We start from the raw sequence: 18,742 nt of genomic DNA, 5'->3' as shown, positions 1-18,742 counted from the left end.
TATGACTAAAACGATTGTACATATCTGTTTATCCAAAGGCTGGGGCGGGCTTGAGATGTATCCTATCCGTACTGGCCAAGCGCAAATAGCGCGTGGCTGGAAAGTCTTGGGTATCTGTTTGGCAGGCACGCCAGTCGCACAGCGGATGAAAAAAGCTGGGCTTGAAACCTATGAAGTGGCTTCGAAAGGCGAAGCGCTGCGTAGTGTGGTGAGCATTAATGCTTGGCTGAAAAAACATCAGGCCACCTTAGTTCACAGCCATAAGTCTGGTGACATGCTGTTGTCGGCGGTGTTAAATCTTCTGACCAAGCGCTACAGCTATTTTACCGAACACATGGGCGGTAATAGCTCAAAACGAGATTTGTACCATAAATTGGTTTATGCCCACTTAGACCGCCTGTTTTCTATCAGTGATGCTACCTATGCTCGCAATATCAAGAATTTACCCATGCCTATAGAGCGAGTGCATCGCAACTGGTTGGGCACTGAAGTGATAGAGCCTGTACTCGATGCACAAGTGGTAGCGGACATTCGCCAAGAGTTTGCTATCCCTGCCGATGCAAAAGTGGTCGGTACATTAGGGCGTTTAGATTCAGGCAAAGGTGTTTTAGAAACTATTCATGCTTTTGAGCATATGGTGAAAGCTGAGCCAAATTGCCATCTATTAATTGTTGGTGGGTTGCTTGCCAGTCAAGGCTCAGATGAAGCCTATGTAGCGACACTCAAACAGACGGTGAAAGATCTTGGGCTGGAGTCACAAGTGCACTTCACGGGCTTCCAGTCTCGAGTGCCTGAGCTTTTGGCGGCGATGGATGTGGTGTGCATGCTTTCTTGGAACGAAGCATTTGGGCTAACACTTATCGAAGCCATGATGGCGCAAAAAGCGGTGGTCGCCTCCAATAGTGGTGCTTACCCTGAAATTCTGGAAGATGATGCACTGACGGTGAATTACCAAGACGCAAAGCAAGTGGCTGAGAAGGTGTTAGCGCTGTTTGACGATGATAAATATCAAGTGGTTGCAAAGCGACTGCGTGAGCGAGCCTTAGAACACTTTAGTTTGGATGGTCATCTTGACCGTCTTGAGCAGTGGTATCAATAACAATAAGGGAGCCATTTGGCTCCCTTGGTATTTAATGCTCTAGGGTGGCACTTATTAGCGCTTTTTGGCGTTAGCAAAGGCTGCAGCAAATGCGCCGCCCATTGCGCCATTGTTGTTTGATGGATCTTTACGGCGAGTTGGTCGCTGGCCTTGATTACGCTCTTGGCGAGGTTTGGCACCACGGCTTTCTTGACCTGGTTTATCGTTTAGGCGCATAGAAAGGCCGATACGTTTACGCGCCACATCCACTTCCATCACCTTCACTTTAACGATATCACCCGCTTTTACCACTTCACGTGGATCAGAAACGTAGCGGTCAGTCAGTGCTGAGATATGCACTAGACCATCTTGGTGAACACCGATATCAACAAACGCACCGAAGTTGGCCACGTTAGAAACCACGCCTTCTAGCACCATACCAACCTCTAGGTCGTTCATAGTGTTAACGCCATCAGCAAAGGTCGCCGTCTTAAATTCAGGGCGAGGGTCGCGACCCGGTTTATCCAGCTCTTTGATGATGTCAGTTACAGTTGGCAGGCCAAAGTTCTCATCGGTGTAATCGATAGCGTTTAACTTAGCCAAAAAGCCGCTATCACCAATCATGGCTTTGACGTCTTTGCCGTTCTTTTCGGCGATGGTTTTCACTACTGGATAGGCTTCAGGGTGAACGGATGAAGCGTCGAGCGGGTTCTTACCATCCATAATACGTAGGAAACCAGCACACTGCTCAAAGGCCTTAGGGCCAAGACGAGCGACTTTTTTCAGTGTAGTACGAGCTTCGAAACGACCGTTCTCATCACGGTAATCAACAATGTTTTGAGCGATGGTTGCCGATAGTCCCGCAACACGAGTCAGTAGTGCTGGGGATGCAGTATTCACATCCACACCGACGGCGTTTACACAGTCTTCTACCACTGCATCGAGACGTTTTGCCAGTAGGCTCTGGCTGACATCGTGCTGGTATTGGCCAACACCGATAGACTTTGGATCAATCTTAACCAGCTCTGCGAGAGGGTCTTGTAGGCGACGTGCGATAGAGACTGCACCACGCAGTGATACGTCGAGATTCGGGAACTCTTTAGCAGCCAGTTCGGATGCTGAGTACACTGATGCACCCGCTTCACTCACCATGATTTTCTGTGATTTAAGGTTAGCACGCTTGATCACGTCAGCGGCAAAGGCATCGGTTTCACGTGAAGCCGTGCCGTTACCAATCGCAATCAGATCCAATTGATGTGCTTTACAAAGACGAGCAATCACGTCAGCCGCTTTGTCGTATTGCTTCTGCGGTGCGTGCGGGTAGATGGTATCGGTCGCTAGTACCTTACCTGTGCTATCGACCACGGCAACCTTACATCCTGTACGAAGACCCGGATCAAGACCAAGCGTGGCACGAGGGCCAGCAGGTGCAGCCATCAATAGGTCTTTAAGGTTGGTAGCAAACACTTCGATCGCTTCAATTTCAGCACGCTCTTTAACCGCCGACATCAGCTCGGTTTCCATATGCATGGAGACCTTGATGCGCCATGCCCAACTGATCACTTGCTTGCGCCAGTTATCGGCAGGAGCCTCACTCAAGTGGATGCCGTAATGCTCAGCGATGATGGTTTCGCAGTAGGATTGACGGATGCTCTCTTCTTGATTCGGGTCGGCGTTCATGCTCAGTTGCAAGAAACCTTCGTTGCGACCACGTAGCATTGCCAGCGCTCGGTGAGACGGCACTTTACTCAGCTGCTCATCGTGTTCAAAGTAATCTTTAAATTTCTCACCTGCTTGTTCTTGGCCTGTAACGACACGAGCATTGAGCTCGGCATGTTTGGTCAGATAGATACGAATTTTCTCAAGCAGGTTGGCATCTTCGGCAATGCGTTCCATCACGATGGCACGGGCTCCATCCAGAGCGGCTTTGGTATCTGTGATGCCTTTATCTTCAGCAAGGTATTTGCTCGCTTCGGTCTCTGGTTCTGTTTGCGGTTGTGTCCAAAGGGTATCGGCGAGGGGCTCAAGGCCCGCTTCAATCGCAATTTGACCTTTGGTGCGGCGCTTAGGCTTATACGGCAAGTAAAGATCTTCTAGACGAGTTTTGCTATCTGCATCCAACAGTGCTTTTTCGAGCTCTGGAGTGAGCTTTTCTTGGTCTTTGATTGACTTGAGAATGGTCTGGCGACGGTCATCTAACTCGCGTAAGTAAGATAGACGGCTGTCTAAAGTACGTAGTTGGGTATCGTCTAGGCCGCCAGTGACCTCTTTTCGGTAACGAGCGATAAATGGCACTGTATTGCCTTCATCAATCAGATTAACAGCCGCATTGACTTGGTCTTGGCGCACGTTCAGTTCACGGGCGATGGTTTGACAGATAGCTTGGCTCATCCGTGGAGTTCTCTTTTGTATTTTCAATGGTCTAAACATGGGGACAAGGCGCACGATTTGCAATTGAATTCGCCTTCCGAGTGACAAATGTTTGAAAAGAAAGGCTAGAATAAGAGAGATATTTCCCAAGTTGCTTGTTTGCGTCAGGACAAAGTTAAATTGCCCCGGCGCTGGAAACTATTTTTTAGCTTGGGCTTCCAATCGGTAATGGATGAAAACCTTAGGAATCACTATGAAATCTTGTTATTGGGCGATTGCTGCGTTGGCAATAGGCTCATTCGGTTCACTTCCGGCGATGAGCACTGACTTTACCACCTCAGCCCCTGCGTATGAGTTTGAAGATAAACTAGTATTGGGCCGCACTGAAAGTGTGTTTTACTCCGCCATTCCTGAGCTCGCCAAGGTGCCATTTGCGGCCAAGGTTGATACTGGGGCAGATACCACCTCGATTCATGCGGAAGATGTGCACGTATTCAGTACGCATCCGAAATACAAGGGCATGTCAGATGTCCCTTTGATGAAGCAGATCGTTGATGATTTGGGGGCATTTGAAGAAGGCAGTGAATGGCGAATGCCTTATGACACTGCCCCTTCGCGCGATATTCGTGGTGTGGTGCAATTCACCATGCGCAACCCAGTGACTGGAGAGAAGGTTAAAATAGAGCGACCTCTGGCGAGAATGAGCGTGATCCGCAGTCGAACCAGTGAAGAGCCAATCTATCGTCCTGTGGTGGACATCGAGATGACCATTGCGGGTAATAAGGTGAAAACTCCCGTCAACCTGACCAACCGTAGTCAGTTCACCGCCCCAATCTTGATCGGTAAAACTCTATTGAGCGATTATGCATGGGTGATGGCAGGATACGATTATCTGCAAGGCCAGCGTCATGCCACAGTGATTGGTCGCAGTGAGCAAAGCAAAGTCGATGGTATTGCGGTTAATATCAGCTTATCTCAGAGCAGCAATTACAGCGTGCTCAATGCTAAAAATGTTGAAGTGGATGGTGATTGGGTGAGCTTTGATTTCATCGGCAAAGATGATCAAATCAAAGCGATGCGCCAACCACTGGTGCGTATGCTTTCGCTCAGTGGTAACAAGCGTCCTCTGGTTTACGTGCCATTAAGCATTGGTGACAAACAATCGGCTCCTGTGCTGGTTTACCTCGATGACCGCTCGAAAAGCAGCAGTCAGTTGCGCCTTGGTCTACGCACCCAAAGTGAGCTATTTATTACCGACATGGGCAGCAAGGATCGTCTAAATAAAGGTGCGCAAACATTTTCCAAATGGCATGAGAAGAATCCAGCGTTGATGGTATCCCCGCAGGAGTTCCTGATGTTAGACGACGTGAAACTGCAAGCCGAGCCATCACTGCTGCTCAAGACCTCGCTACTCAAATTGCCAGAATATCAGTACGACGAAAAGAAAAATGAGGTCCACTACCTGCTCGACAACCGCAAGGTGACTAAACCTGTTAAGCAAGTACTGAAAATTGGTGATGATCGCCGCCCTGTGGTGGAAGGGGAGTTTCGTTACGGTGAGCAAAAAGTATGGCGCTCTTTTGCGCTAGACCTTCTTGACCAAGATGAGCCTCAAACCCCAAGATTTGAAATCGGGCGTAGCTTTAGCCGCAATGGTGTAGCTATCAATACTCGAGCTTTGGACCTTCTGAATCCGCAGCCCGTCTTCAAGGCTGGATATATCGAACAAGCTGAAGTGGAAGGCCTGAGTTTCCCCGTCAAACTGGATACAGGCGCTGACATGAGCTCAATCAGTGCGGAAAATATTGAACGCTTTGAGCAAGATGGCGTAGAGATGGTTAAGTTTCTCTACCGCAATGACGAAGGTGACAAAGTCGAAATGACCAAACCAGTCGTTGACGAAATTCGTGTCACTGCCAAAGCAGGCGAAAAAAACTTTTCTCGCCCAGTGATTGAGTTAAGAGTACGAGTCGGCAAGGTAAGAGAAACGATCAAAGTGAACCTAAAAGACCGTTCCCGCTTTCGCTACAGCATGATCCTAGGCAAGAATTTTTTACGTCATGGGGTGTTAGTAAGTAGCGACGAACAATTTCTATTGAGTGAGAAACCTAGCAAGTAAAAAATCTCGGCCTACAGTGGTTTCACTCACACCGTAGGCCGTTAAGCGAAGCGTCCGCTTACCGTTCGCCGTCTTTTACATATTCTATTACATTCACAAACCACTCTCTTTCCCCCTCTGGCGTGCGCACTACAAACTCATCGTCCACCGATTTCTTGAGCAAGGCGCGCGCCATTGGTGAATCTACCGAGATGTAGTCTTTGACTCCTCCGTAGATTTCATCTGGGCCGACAATGCGAAATTTCTTCACATCACCATCTTCATTTTCAATTTCTACCCAAGCACCAAAGAAGACCTTACCTTCTTGTTGCGGAGAGTAATCGACCACAGTGACTTGTTCGAGGCGCTTGCGTAGGAAGCGTACTCGGCGGTCAATCTCTCGTAGGCGCTTCTTATTATATTGATAGTCGGCATTTTCAGAGCGATCGCCAAGGCTCGCCGCCCAAGTCACTTTTTTGGTGACTTCTGGGCGGTCTTCACGCCATAGGAAATCGAGTTCTTTTTTGAGGCGGTTGTAACCTTCTCGGGTGATGTAGTTGGTTCTCATAGTTTTTTGGTCGTTTTTCTTTTTGCTGGTTATAGCAGTAATTGGCTGTTAGTGACAAGTTGAGGCGAGTTGTGTGAAATAGTTGGCATAAATTGCTTCAAACTGACTATAAATTAATAAACGCTAACAATTATTTGTCCGTTGAATGGGCATCTAATGTTACATTTTAGCTTCGCTTTATGATTGAGCAGGTATTACAGATGCAAGAAAACTACAAAGTATTAGTGGTTGATGATGACGCACGACTTAGGTCGTTGTTGGAGCGTTATCTGTCTGAGCAGGGATTCCAAGTACGCAGTGTTGCTAACAGTGAGCAGATGGACCGTCTGTTGACTCGCGAAACGTTCCATTTGATGGTGCTAGACTTGATGCTTCCTGGTGAAGATGGCTTGTCTATCTGTCGTCGTCTACGTAACGCAAATAACATGCTGCCGATTTTGATGCTGACCGCCAAAGGTGATGAGATTGACCGCATCGTTGGTCTTGAGGTTGGGGCGGATGATTATCTCCCTAAACCATTCAACCCTCGTGAGCTGTTAGCTCGTATCAGAGCGGTACTTCGCCGTCAGACTATTGAAGCGCCAGGAGCACCAAGCTCAGAAGAGTCTCAAGTAGAGTTTGGCGAGTTTCGCTTGAACCTAGGCACGCGTGAGATGTTCCGTGGTGAAGAGCCAATGCCTTTGACCTCAGGTGAGTTTGCGGTGCTTAAAGCACTAGTGACCAATGCCCGTGAGCCGATGTCGCGAGATAAGCTGATGAACATGGCCCGTGGCCGTGAATACTCGGCGATGGAGCGCTCTATCGATGTGCAAATTTCTCGTCTGCGTCGAATGCTAGAAGAGGACCCAAGCCGTCCACGTTATATTCAAACTGTATGGGGACTGGGCTACGTCTTTGTTCCTGACGGTAAAGCAGTATAATTCTAGTGGCTCCCTAATGGGGGCCATTTTTTCCTGTATCGAATCCCAATAGGTCCGTCATGCGCCTTCGTAGTTCTCGCACCCAAAGTATTTTCCTTTTCTTAACTCTGCTGCTGTCTAGCCAAGTGTTCTCTTATTACGCCGTGTTTAACTATGCTTTGCTACCGAGCTTGCAGCAGTTTAATCGCATTCTGGCCTATGAGATCAACATCATGTTGGACGATACCAGTGCAAAGGAAGGTGAAGCGGCGCTGGCTCGAAGACGTCTCTTAGAACAGCTAGGGGTGAGCGCACATCTGCCTGATGAGCCGATCACTCAAGAGCTGGTCAAAGCGACCGAAATTGAGCTGATGAGCGAGCAGATGACCGAGGCTCTAGGGACCAAGACCGATGTTTGGTTGGCGCTAGGCGCAGAAAGCTACGTATTGTGGATGAAAATTGAGGGCTTCCCTAACTATCTGATCAGAATTCCACTGTCAGAGTTGCAGCAGGAAGACTTTATGCCGCTGTTTAGAAACAGCTTAATCGGCGCTCTATTGATAGTTCTGGGCGGTTGGGTGTTCATTCGAATTCAGAATCGTCCTCTGATGGCGCTGGAAAGTGCAGCGAAAACCGTAGGGCGAGGCGAGATCCCACCAGAGATCCCAGAGCGAGGTGCAACGGAAATTCAAGCGGTTGCCAAGGCGTTTAATCAGATGTCGAAAGGCATTCAGGAGCTTGAAGAGGATCGAACCTTGTTAATGGCTGGGGTGAGCCATGACCTGCGAACACCGTTGACTCGTATCCGCTTAGCCACTGAAATGATGTCCCCAGAGGATCAGTACTTGGCTGAAGGCATCATAGGTGATACCGAAGAGTGTAATGAGATCATTAGCCAGTTTATGGATTACCTGAAACCCGTCGATGCACAAAGTTTTGAAGCGGTGTGGCTTAGCGATATTGCCAGAGATGTTGCGGTCGCCGAAGGGGGCTACGAGCTAGAGATAGAGCAGAGCTTGTTTAACCATAAACGCCCAGTTCTGGGTAACGCCATCGCAATTAAACGTGCGATCAGTAACTTGGTGGTTAACGCTATCCGCTACGGTAATGGTTGGGTAAAAGTTACCACTGGCGTCACAGCTGATAATAAACTGGCATGGGTATGTGTCGAAGATAATGGCCCGGGTATTGAGCGCTCCGAGCTGAACAAAGTGTTCCAACCTTTCACTCGCGGAGACACAGCAAGAGGTTCAGAAGGTACAGGTCTAGGCCTTGCCATCGTTCGTCGCATCGTACGTCAGCATAACGGTTTAATATCCGTCAACAACCGCAGCGAAGGCGGCCTAAAAGCCCAACTAAGCTTCCCAATGAATAGCCGCTTGAAGGGATAGGTATTATTGCGAATGCTCTCGATTACCGATTACTGATTACCGATTACCGATTACCGATTACCGATTACCGATCACGCATTCGAATACATCTCCCGCTCCCCCAACCAGCGATCAATAATCGCTTTGGCGTTTTGCGGATATTGCTCGTGAATATGGCGAGCGATACGTTGCACTTCAGGCACTAGTTTTTGGTCTCGGACCAAATCGGCGATTTTGAAGTCAGCCAATCCAGTCTGTTTAGTGCCCAGTAGTTCACCTGGCCCACGGATCTCTAGGTCTCGTTGGGCGATAACGAAACCGTCGTTACTTTCTCTTAGCACCCCTAAACGCTTTTGAGCTGTTTTAGATAATGGTGCTTTATAGAGTAAAACGCAGTGACTCGCTACCGAGCCTCGACCAACTCGGCCTCTAAGCTGGTGCAGCTGAGCCAAGCCAAGCCGTTCGGGGTTTTCGATGATCATCAAACTTGAGTTTGGTACATCGACACCTACTTCGATGACGGTGGTCGCGACCAGTAGGTGCAATTCATTGTTTTTAAACTGCGCCATGATCTGCTGCTTTTCGGCTGGTTTCATTCGGCCATGCACTAAGCCAATATTGAGCTCAGGTAGCTGCAGTTTGAGTTCCTCAGCGGTATCTGCCGCCGCTTGGGCTTCTAGTACCTCAGATTCATCGATTAGGGTGCATACCCAATATGCCTGCTTGCCATCTAGGCAGGCGCTGCGAACTCTATCCACCACGTCTTTACGGCGTGTATCTGGGATCGCAACCGTCTGAATGGGGGTTCTGCCCGGAGGCAGCTCATCGATGACTGAGGTTTCTAAATCAGCGTAAGCTGTCATCGCTAGAGTGCGCGGTATTGGTGTTGCTGTCATGATCAGCTGATGTGGGAAAGCGCCTTGTTTAATGCCTTTTTCACGCAGCTCTAAACGCTGATGCACACCAAAGCGATGCTGCTCATCAATGATCACCAGTGCAAGGTGGTCAAACTCTACTTGCTCTTGGAACAGGGCATGAGTGCCAACCACCATTTTGGCTTCGCCAGATTTTATTCGCTCAAGCTCTTTGTCTCGTGCTTTGCCTTTTAATTTGCCAGCAAGCCAACCTACTGGGATTGGCTTTCCGTCCAGAGACAGCTTTTCGAACCAGTTGGCAAAGTTAATGGCATGCTGCTCGGCAAGTAACTCAGTCGGTGCCATCAAGGCAACTTGATGACCTTGCTCCAGTGCTTGAACGGCAGCGAGGGCGGCAACAAGCGTTTTTCCAGAGCCCACATCACCTTGAACTAAGCGCATCATCGGGTGAGGTTTGGCGAGGTCAGCTTCGATCTCTTTGACCACTCTCTGCTGAGCATTGGTTGGAGAGAATGGCAGTTGAGCAAGCAATTGTGATTTGAGTTTTTCACCATAAGGTAGAGCGCCGGCATGGTCTTTTTGAGTATTGCTGCGCACTGCCAGCATCGATAGGTTCTGAGCAAGTAACTCTTCAAGGATCAGGCGACGCTGAGCTGGGTGCTGCCCTTCGTCGAATGCTTCCAGATCAATCTCTGGTGATGGACGGTGAATAATATGCAGAGCCTGATTCATCGTCATCTGATTTGGGTAGAGACCAGCGGGCAGCAATTCTTGTACAGCGGCTTTATCAAGCAAGGCGAGTGCTTGATCGGTCAGATTACGCAGGGTAAGTTGCCTTAGCCCATCAGTCGTCGGGTAGACAGGCGTTAAGCTTGGCTCGACCTCTTGTTGGCGACCATCATCAAAAAATTTGTAATCAGGGTGGATGATTTCAAGTCCGTGTCCGCCTCGTTTTATTTCCCCATAAGCGTGCACAGGTTTACCCGGCTCAAAGCTGTTTTTCATGCCAGCGGTGAAATTAAAAAAGCGCAGAGCAATGGTGCCGTTGCCATCACTGATTTTCACCGTTAGCATCTTACGACGACCAAAGGTGGTATCTACCGCCATCACCTTGCCTTTGACAGCGCACCACAGCCCAGGATGTAGCTTAACCATAGGATACACCCGAGTACGGTCTTCATAGCGTGATGGCAGGTGAAAGAGTAGGTCCTGAACGGAGTTAAGCCCGACTTTGGCCAACTTCTCCGCAACTTTCGCCCCGACTCCGGTAAGTTCGGTCAATGGAATGGCTGAGAGTAGTTGGGACATAAAAAAGCCTTAAGGTAGAACGGACTTTAGCTAGTGTAATCGGACGTCGGGCGATCGGCAAATGGTTGATATTCGGACGCTTCGCTAACGGTAAACGGTGATGCCATTTTCCGTTAGCCGAGTACCGTTTGCCCTTTACCTAAGGTCTATTTCTTCTGCATCTCCGTCCACCAACTCTCTTCCGCCACGATCTGGCCAGCGTCATCAAGAGGTGGGTAAGGCAAGCCTTTACGCTTCGCAACTTTGGCTAATACAGGATGGCCGCGTTCAAACAAAATGCGGTTGATGTATTCCGTTGGCAGCGCTGAAGTTTCACGTTCATACATGCCTGCGATTTGGCGCTGTCGCTGGGCTTCAAACAGGATCAAAGCACTCGCCACAGAGACATTGAGTGATTGCACCATACCGACCATTGGAATGATGATATCTTGATCGGCGAGGCTCAAGGCGTGCTTTGAAATACCGTGTTTTTCCCCACCTAAGATGACAGCTGTGGGTTTGGTGTAGTCAATATCGCGAAAATCGACCGCAGTGTCGGATAAGTTGGTTGCAAGGATCTGCATGCCTTGGCTTTTTAGCTCGGTGACTGCGCTATCAATGTCTTTGTGAGTATCGACTTCTACCCAGTTGCGAGCGCCAGCTGAAGTGTGACTGAGCATGCGCATTTTATCATCTGGCCACACGGCGTGAACTTTATGCACACCAGCAGCATCGGCGCTACGGATAATCGCCGATACATTATTTGGTTTGTGGACTTCCTCAAGACAAAGCGTTAGGTCGGCTTGGCGTGCTTTAAGTACCGTTTGGATGCGGTTGTATCTTTCTAGGTTCATAGTTTTGTACAAATAAAAATCCCGGCTGCAGCCGGGATTGGGATTAGTTTTTACGACGGCGTACCCGAGTGACTTGCGACATGATCCGGATACGTTTCATGATGCTTGCCAAATGCACACGGTCTTTGGTGGTCAACAGAACCGTGATGGTGTAAAGACGACCATCTTTCTCATCGGTAGAGATACCGTGGATGTTAGAGCCAGTCTGAGAGATCACGTTAGTCAGTGCTGCTAGTGCGCCCTGCGCATTTTGCATATCGACACTTAGCTCTGCGATGAACTCTTGGTCGTAGTCGTTTGACCACTCGACGGCCATGTATTTATCAGGTTCTTTCTGATAACCGCGAACATTCGGACAGGTTTCTCGGTGCACTACCAAACCACGGCCCGGCGAAACGTGAGCAATGATGTGATCATCCGGGATAGGGTGACAACAGTTAGCAAAGGTAAGCAAAATACCTTCCGCACCTCGGATAGGTAGCTTCTTCTTATTGCTAGAGTTGTTTTCCACTTCCGTTAGCTCATCAGCATCACCTAACAGTCGGCGAGCAATGACGATACTCATCAATTCGCCCAGTCCAATCGCTGCCAACAGGTCATCTTGGCTTTCGATGCGCAGATCGCTAAGCACATGCTCAATGTTTTCTGGTGCAACGTCCGAGATAGACAGTTCACCCAAGGCGTGATTAAGCAGTCGACGACCGAGAGTGATCGACTCTTCACGGCGCATGGTTTTCAGCACTTGACGGATCTTGGTACGCGCTCGAGAGGTCACCACATAGTTAAGCCATGCCGCATTAGGGCGAGCACCCGGCGCACTGATGATCTCGATAGTTTGGCCGTTTTTCAACGCCTTACTCAATGGGTAAGGGTGTCGGTCAACACGAGCGCCTACACAACTGTTACCGACATCAGTATGCACAGCATAAGCAAAGTCTACTGCGGTAGCTCCCACAGGCAACTCAACGATACGGCCTTTTGGTGAGAACACGTAGATCTCATCTGGGAACAGATCGGATTTAACGTTCTCGATAAACTCAAACGAGTTACCCGCACTTTGCTGCAGCTCAAGCAAGCTTTGCATCCAACGCTGGGCTTTGACCTGAGCTGTTGTGCCGCTGGTTTCACCGCTGCCTTTGTAAGACCAGTGGGCTGCGACACCTTTGTCCGCCATCTGATCCATGTCTTCGGTTCGGATTTGAACTTCAACAGGCACACCATGCGGGCCCACCATAGACGTATGCAATGACTGATAGCCGTTAGCTTTTGGCACGGCGATGTAGTCTTTCATTTTGCCCGGTTTTGGCTTAAACAGACCATGGATTTGACCAAGGATGCGATAACAGGTATCGGCGCTATCTACTACAACACGGAAAGCGTAAATATCCATAATGGTATGGAAACGCTGTTCCTTGGTTTTCATCTTGTTGTAGATCGAAAATAGGTTCTTTTCTCGACCAAATACGCGTGCGTTTAACCCAGATTCCTCAATACGCTGCTCGATGTCGCTTTGAATGCGCTGGATGATCTCTTTACGATTACCACGGGCAGTCTTAACAACTTCTTTAAGCACTTTATAGCGATTAGGGTACAGGGCTTCAAAACCTAGCTCTTCCAGTTCCACTTTGATGTTATGGATACCAAGGCGATGTGCCAGTGGTGAGTAGATTTCTAGGGTTTCGCGAGCGATGCGGCGTTTCTTGTCTGGGCGTAGTGCCCCAAGCGTGCGCATATTGTGCGTACGGTCGGCGAGTTTGATTAGGATGACACGAATGTCTTGCACCATCGCCAGCACCATCTTGCGGAAGTTTTCCGCTTGGGCTTCTTTGCGATCTCGGAATTTGAGTTTATCCAGCTTAGAGACGCCGTCGACAAGTTCTGCGACGGTGGAACCAAACTGAGCTTCCAGCTCTTCCTTGGTGGTTTCCGTATCTTCAATCACATCGTGCAGTAGGGCGGCCATCAGGGTTTCCTGATCAAGGCGCATCTCCGCAAGAATGCGGGCTACAGCAACGGGGTGAATGATGTATGGTTCGCCCGTTGAACGGGTCTGCCCTTCGTGGGCATCTCTTGCTACCACATAAGATTGACGCAGAGCCTCAATTTGAGGCTCTGTTAGGTATTCTTGGGCAACGTCTTTGAGGCTTTCAAATAGGTACAAATTAAACGCCCGAAGTGTTGTGCTTGAAGGGTATTAGTGACCGTGAGCGATGCTGCTTACTGCTGCAAGCTCTGCCGCTTCTTGCTCTTGCTGCTCTTGACGCTCACGTGCATCTAGAACTTCTTTCGTGATAAGACCTTCTTCAATCTCGCGCAGAGCGATAACTGTTGGCTTATCGTTCTCTTCAGGCACAAGTGAATCTTTACCGCCAGTTTGCATTTGACGAGCGCGGCGAGCCGCAATAAGAACTAGGTCGAAACGGTTGCCAACTTTTTCAACTGCGTCTTGAACTGTTACGCGTGCCATGAGGACTCCAATATTTGTTACAAATTGATATGACGAGAAATTATACAGTCTAAAGGCTTACTCTGCCAATAGTGCTGTTAGCATGCTGTTGTATTTAACAGCTTGTTTGTCTTCCTTCAGACGCTCTGCGCGAAGGATAGCTTTAAAATCGAGTACTGCTGTGTCGAAGTCATCGTTAACAATCACGTAGTCATACTCATTGTAGTGTGAGATTTCTGACTGGGCTTCTGCCATACGCTTTGCGATTACTTCAGCACTGTCTTGACCACGAGCATTCAGACGACGCTCAAGTTCTTCTTTCGAAGGTGGCAAGATAAAAATACTTTTTGCCTTAGGCATTTGCTTGCGGATCTGCTGAGCACCTTGCCAGTCGATGTCGAGAAATACATCGATGCCTTTATCAAGGTTGTCTTCAATCCACGGGCGTGAAGTACCGTAGTAGTTACCAAATACTTGTGCATGCTCTAAGAAAGCACCTTCGCCAATCAAAGATTCAAACTCACCTTTGCTGACAAAATGATAGTGCACGCCATCTTCTTCACCTGGACGAGGGTCACGGGTGGTATGCGAAACTGATACTTTCATAGCGTAGGTTGGGTTTTTCTCCAACAGCGCCGAGATTAAGCTAGATTTGCCTGCGCCACTCGGTGCAGAAACGATATATAACGTGCCTTTAGCCATGATAGTTCCGCTAATGATTCAGTAGTATCCCCCTAAAAGAGTATACGACTGGTTAAAAAATGGGGCGAAAGGATAGCATTAATTACTCGATGAACAAAGCACCGCTGCTAGGAACTTGTCTTTTATCTGCCAAATGTCTGTTTATAATGGGCAAAGGCGTCAACACCATGAAGAGCAGGCGAATGTCGATTAACCTAGAAAATATAACTGTAGTGATTCAAGGCCCAACTGGGGTGATGGATGGGCGTGATATCGCCAGTGATGCTACTGTGCGGGCTTGTCAGAGCGTTCGCCAATGGTTGCCGGGTGCAAAAATTATTGTATCCACATGGGAAGGGCAGCCCGTTGAGAATCTTGATTATGACCAGTTGGTGCTAAGTTCAGACCCAGGTGCTGTTTTTTCTGGTTATAACGATGATGGCAGTGTTCGAATGGACAGCCACAATCGTCAGACAGTGTCGACTTTAGCGGGACTGCAAGCGGTACAAACTCAGTATGCCGTGAAACTTAGAAGTGATAGTGAACTGCAGTCCGCTCAATTTGTCGCATTGCAGAATCAATACCAAACTCAGTCACCGGCGATTAAGCTCAAAGAGCGTATGGTGATGAGCAGTCGTTTTTTTAAAAGCTATCATCAATCTTTACCTGTGCTCTATCACATCAGCGATTTCTTTCAGTTTGGTACTACCGAAGATCTTATCAATTTTTGGTGTGGTTACTCATTTGAGTCATTTGAAAGTAAGCCTGAGCAGTACGGAGTGCAGGCGACACCAGAGTCTGCAAACACTATTCATACTGAGCAAGCGTTAGGTCTTCGATGGTTGAGTCATATTGGCTACGATCCTAAACCGCTGGCTCATCGTTTGGATGTTACCAACAGTGAATTCCAACGCTGGCTTAAATTTACGGCCACCGAGCTGGTTATCCTGGACTTAGAAGATATTGAGCTGACATTACCGCAGCGATTGTTGGCTTCAAGATTTGATCTGAAAGAGCTTTGTGGGCTCGAATGGCAATACTTGTATCGCAAAAATCTCGGGTCAATGAACTTGAATCTAGCGGTGAAGTATTGGTTGAAAATAGGGTTGGCGAGAAAAGTTCGCTATCGCTAGCGCTCAATCGGCCGCAATATTGGCAGGCAATACTGCGGCCGGATGGTGAGTTGTGAGTAGGAAACTAGTTAGGAAAAATCGTCTCCAGTGTTCGATAGTCCAAGGTTTTTCCATCAAATAACAGCTGCTGAGTTAGGGCATTAAAGTCCCTTCCTTGTTCATATAAGGGCTTTACCCAAGACTCGTCACAATCGGCACGATGAAGTTTGACCGTATTATCATCGATGGTGAAACACTGTTGCAGTTTTCCTGTGCCAGAATCGATGGTGACTAGGTGTCTGTTGTCGACCCAGAAAAATAAGCGCCCATCAGAAAAGCTGCTTCGGTAGGCCTGCTGCGGCTGCAGAAGCGATTGCCCAGTAAACCATGGCGCATAACCTCCCATCCAATCTAAAATAGTCGAACCGATATCTCGTTGAGATACAGCAGCATCAATGTGCTTGGCTGGTACTGAACCATCAGTGGCATAAATCAAAAATGGGATGGAATTTTTGGCCAAGCCGGGTTCGGCTATTTTTGCGGTATGATCGGACATCAAAACCACCAGCGTTGGCTTGTCGAAGCGATTATTGATGTTGTCTAAAAATGCATGCAAATCGATATCCGCATGATTTTGTACACTGGCTCGAATTTGTGCAATATTGCTGTCGCCAAACGGATAACCAAAGGAGTCGGGCAGGTAGCTACTGTGGGTCGTTCCTGTATTGATCATCATAAAGATCGGCTTATCAGGATCTTTGGCTTGCATCTCATCTAAACGCTGCAAAGAAAAACGGTAAATACCTCCATCCATGTAGCCCCACTCATTCATTTCGTAGTCGAAGTTGTAATCGGTTTTCCCATAAGACTCGGTAAAACCTAGGGTTTGAGCAAAAGCACCGACGATACCTTTTCCGCTACCTTGAATGAAACTTGTGCTCCAGCCTCTATCTTTGAGCATATGCGGTAAGCAATCATAGTGGTTATTTTGCAGTTGGGTGTTTGGAACGACACTACCATTTGGGTTTGGAAACGAGCACATGCTAGCGAACATGCCTTGCACGGTACGATAGCCGTCAGCATACATAGAGTGCGAGCTAAGAGAGTTCTCTTTAAGAGCGTCAAACAGTGGCGTTGAGTCGACGTTTGAGCCATAACTCTTCATGTCGATTGATACCCAGCTTTCAAGCAATACAAAAATGATATTGGCGTCTTTGAGTTGATCTAATCGAGCTGGCATTTGTGGGGTGTTGGCGAATTCTTGCTTAATTTCTGCACGAGCCGGTTCGGTCACATTGCTGGCTGCCTTTTTAGCACCATTGGCCAGGTAGTATGTAATGCTGTACGGCGCACTCCAGGCAATAAACGCCTTATCATTATCACCAATCTTATAAGCACTCATTGGAGATTGTGGATGATCCATCCAGCCTCCACGAATGGCAGTGACGCTGAAGACCAACCAAAGAACAATACCCAAAGAGAAGTGCAACACTGTAGAGCGGGTCTTAATGCAGCGGACATAGTTAGACTTCCAAATCGCTATGCTAGAAATCAGCATCAAAAGCACACCAATCAGGACTTGATCCCAAAAAGAAGTGAATGCCGTTTTTAATAGAGCAACTTCAGAGCCTTGCGCAGTAAATAACTCAAACGTTACGTGTTTTTTTGCATCTAACGAGTAAATGGTATCAGACATGGTGGTACCGATAATCCACAAACCAGCTGCTATCATGAGCGCTTTGACTAGCCTTGTTGCATCGAAGCGAGTGTAGTGGAGAATTGCGGCGATCAGAATAATCGGCACAGCAACAAGAGCGGCGATGGTTGCGTCAAAACGTAAGCCATATAGCAGGCTGTAAAGGCCCTGACCGGACAAGAGTGGCAGGTCAGGTGTCGATGCAATCGCAAGGAACAGCGCCTTAGATAAGAAAGCAATGCCAATAAGTGGCAGGAGAATTCGTAATATGGTACTCGGCATAGAAACACAGCTTGCAATGACTCAAGCCTGAGTAAGTCAATCTACCGGCTTGGGTAAATAGGCTCCTAGCTAATCCGTTTAGCTAGGAGGGCTTTGAGTGAAGAAAATAAAATTACTCGATGTTTTGGATCTGCTCACGCATTTGCTCAATCAGCACTTTCAATTCAACGCCCGATGCGGTGATGTCAGTACTGATCGATTTAGAAGCCAGTGTGTTCGACTCACGGTTAAACTCTTGCATCATGAAGTCGAGGCGACGGCCCACTGAGCCACCTTTTTTCAAGATAGCGTTAGTCTCTTTGACATGAGAATCTAGACGGTCTAGCTCTTCGGCAACGTCTGATTTTTGAGCCAGTAGGATAAGCTCCTGCTCAACACGGCTACTGTCTAGCTCAATCTTGGCTTCTTCAAACTTAGTTAGCAGTCGTTCACGTTGCCACTCGATGATTTCAGGCATGCGGGCACGCACTTTCACCACTTCTGATGTGATAGCGTCTAGACGTTGAACAATCAGAGCTTTCATGTTGTCGCCTTCACGGCCACGAGCATCGATAAACTCAGACAGTGCTTCCTCAAAGCCAGCAAGCAGTTCTTTATTAATGCTGTCCATATCTTGCTCGGGTGTTTCCATCACACCTGGCCACTGCATTACTTGGAATGGGTTGATGTTACCTTCACCCGTCGTTTCTTTTACCCACTTCGCAGCATTGATGACCTGCTTAGCTAGGTTTTCATTGATGCTTAGCTCAGATTGAGCGGCAGGGTTGGCTTCAAAACGCAGGTTACATTCAACTTTACCGCGCGCTAAGCGCTTGCGGAAACGTTCACGAAGTACAGGCTCTAGGCTACGAAACTGCTCAGGCATACGGAAGTAGGTTTCTAGGTAGCGCTGGTTTACCGAGCGGATTTCCCACACGGCGCTGCCCCAATCGCCTTTAATTTCTTTACGTGCATAAGCTGTCATGCTGTAGATCATGAACTTAATCCTTAATATGGTGAATATTTTGCTGGCGGTATGTTAGCACAGGTCGATATTTGGATTCGAGGAATGTGATTGCACTTTGTCCATCTCGCATCTGGCGAGCTTTTTCGCTATAATCTCGCCCCAATCTAAGTTCCCCAACCT

The 18,742-nt window shown here is 48.2% G+C and carries 14 protein-coding genes; 5 read left to right on the top strand and 9 right to left on the bottom strand.

Translation table 11 applies throughout. From position 1 onward, the window contains the following. The first annotated feature begins 1 nt into the window (after position 1). On the top strand, positions 2–1,099 hold the full coding sequence (locus tag J4N39_RS14140) for a glycosyltransferase family 4 protein (RefSeq protein WP_252020571.1): 1,098 nt from the start codon (positions 2–4) through the stop codon (positions 1,097–1,099). A gap of 54 nt (positions 1,100–1,153) precedes the next feature. Here the strand turns inward: J4N39_RS14140 and J4N39_RS14135 are convergent, their stop codons facing one another. Beyond that, positions 1,154–3,469: a Tex family protein gene (locus tag J4N39_RS14135; protein WP_252020570.1), complete on the bottom strand. Its 2,316-nt coding sequence runs from the start codon at positions 3,467–3,469 to the stop codon at positions 1,154–1,156. Positions 3,470–3,701: 232 nt separating this feature from the next. On the opposite strand from J4N39_RS14135, the gene J4N39_RS14130 reads away from it, so the two are divergent. Next, positions 3,702–5,567 (top strand): ATP-dependent zinc protease family protein, encoded by a 1,866-nt coding sequence (locus J4N39_RS14130; RefSeq protein ID WP_252020569.1) that lies wholly within the window; start codon positions 3,702–3,704, stop codon positions 5,565–5,567. Positions 5,568–5,625: 58 nt separating this feature from the next. Here J4N39_RS14130 and greB read toward each other — a convergent pair whose 3' ends face one another. Then, entirely contained in the window at positions 5,626–6,114 is a 489-nt protein-coding gene (gene greB, locus J4N39_RS14125; RefSeq protein WP_252020567.1) for a transcription elongation factor GreB, read from the bottom strand. A 179-nt stretch (positions 6,115–6,293) separates the two neighbouring features. On the opposite strand from greB, the gene ompR reads away from it, so the two are divergent. Together ompR and envZ are read left to right on the top strand one after the other, a co-directional pair. Further along, positions 6,294–7,034 (top strand): osmolarity response regulator transcription factor OmpR, encoded by a 741-nt coding sequence (ompR, locus tag J4N39_RS14120; protein ID WP_286036819.1) that lies wholly within the window; start codon positions 6,294–6,296, stop codon positions 7,032–7,034. 59 nt (positions 7,035–7,093) lie between these two features. Beyond that, entirely contained in the window at positions 7,094–8,404 is a 1,311-nt protein-coding gene (gene envZ / locus J4N39_RS14115) for a two-component system sensor histidine kinase EnvZ (protein WP_252020565.1), read from the top strand. A gap of 71 nt (positions 8,405–8,475) precedes the next feature. Here envZ and recG read toward each other — a convergent pair whose 3' ends face one another. From recG to gmk, 5 genes are all read right to left on the bottom strand, one after another. Continuing rightward, complete coding sequence (gene recG / locus J4N39_RS14110) at positions 8,476–10,566, bottom strand: ATP-dependent DNA helicase RecG (protein ID WP_252020563.1); 2,091 nt, start codon at positions 10,564–10,566, stop codon at positions 8,476–8,478. Between the two features lie 146 nt (positions 10,567–10,712). Further along, positions 10,713–11,399: a tRNA (guanosine(18)-2'-O)-methyltransferase TrmH gene (gene trmH / locus J4N39_RS14105; RefSeq protein ID WP_252020561.1), complete on the bottom strand. Its 687-nt coding sequence runs from the start codon at positions 11,397–11,399 to the stop codon at positions 10,713–10,715. A 43-nt stretch (positions 11,400–11,442) separates the two neighbouring features. Then, positions 11,443–13,560, bottom strand: coding sequence for a bifunctional GTP diphosphokinase/guanosine-3',5'-bis pyrophosphate 3'-pyrophosphohydrolase (spoT, locus tag J4N39_RS14100; protein ID WP_252020559.1), 2,118 nt, complete (start codon positions 13,558–13,560; stop codon positions 11,443–11,445). A gap of 33 nt (positions 13,561–13,593) precedes the next feature. Beyond that, positions 13,594–13,866 carry a DNA-directed RNA polymerase subunit omega gene (gene rpoZ / locus J4N39_RS14095; RefSeq protein ID WP_252020556.1) on the bottom strand — a complete coding sequence of 91 codons (273 nt, stop codon included), beginning with the start codon at positions 13,864–13,866 and terminating at the stop codon, positions 13,594–13,596. Positions 13,867–13,923: 57 nt separating this feature from the next. After that, complete coding sequence (gene gmk, locus J4N39_RS14090; RefSeq protein WP_252020554.1) at positions 13,924–14,547, bottom strand: guanylate kinase; 624 nt, start codon at positions 14,545–14,547, stop codon at positions 13,924–13,926. 167 nt (positions 14,548–14,714) lie between these two features. Between gmk and J4N39_RS14085 the strand changes: the two genes are divergently transcribed. Next, positions 14,715–15,659 carry a WavE lipopolysaccharide synthesis family protein gene (locus J4N39_RS14085; protein WP_252020552.1) on the top strand — a complete coding sequence of 315 codons (945 nt, stop codon included), beginning with the start codon at positions 14,715–14,717 and terminating at the stop codon, positions 15,657–15,659. A gap of 64 nt (positions 15,660–15,723) precedes the next feature. Here J4N39_RS14085 and J4N39_RS14080 read toward each other — a convergent pair whose 3' ends face one another. Both J4N39_RS14080 and J4N39_RS14075 read right to left on the bottom strand, forming a co-directional pair. Then, positions 15,724–17,616 (bottom strand): LTA synthase family protein, encoded by a 1,893-nt coding sequence (locus J4N39_RS14080; RefSeq protein ID WP_252020550.1) that lies wholly within the window; start codon positions 17,614–17,616, stop codon positions 15,724–15,726. Positions 17,617–17,728: 112 nt separating this feature from the next. Next, positions 17,729–18,592, bottom strand: coding sequence for a YicC/YloC family endoribonuclease (locus tag J4N39_RS14075; protein ID WP_252020548.1), 864 nt, complete (start codon positions 18,590–18,592; stop codon positions 17,729–17,731). Positions 18,593–18,742 lie beyond the last annotated feature (150 nt).

This window comes from Vibrio sp. SCSIO 43136 (assembly GCF_023716565.1).
Lineage (GTDB): Bacteria > Pseudomonadota > Gammaproteobacteria > Enterobacterales > Vibrionaceae > Vibrio.
This window is presented reverse-complemented; position numbering and strand designations above follow the sequence as displayed.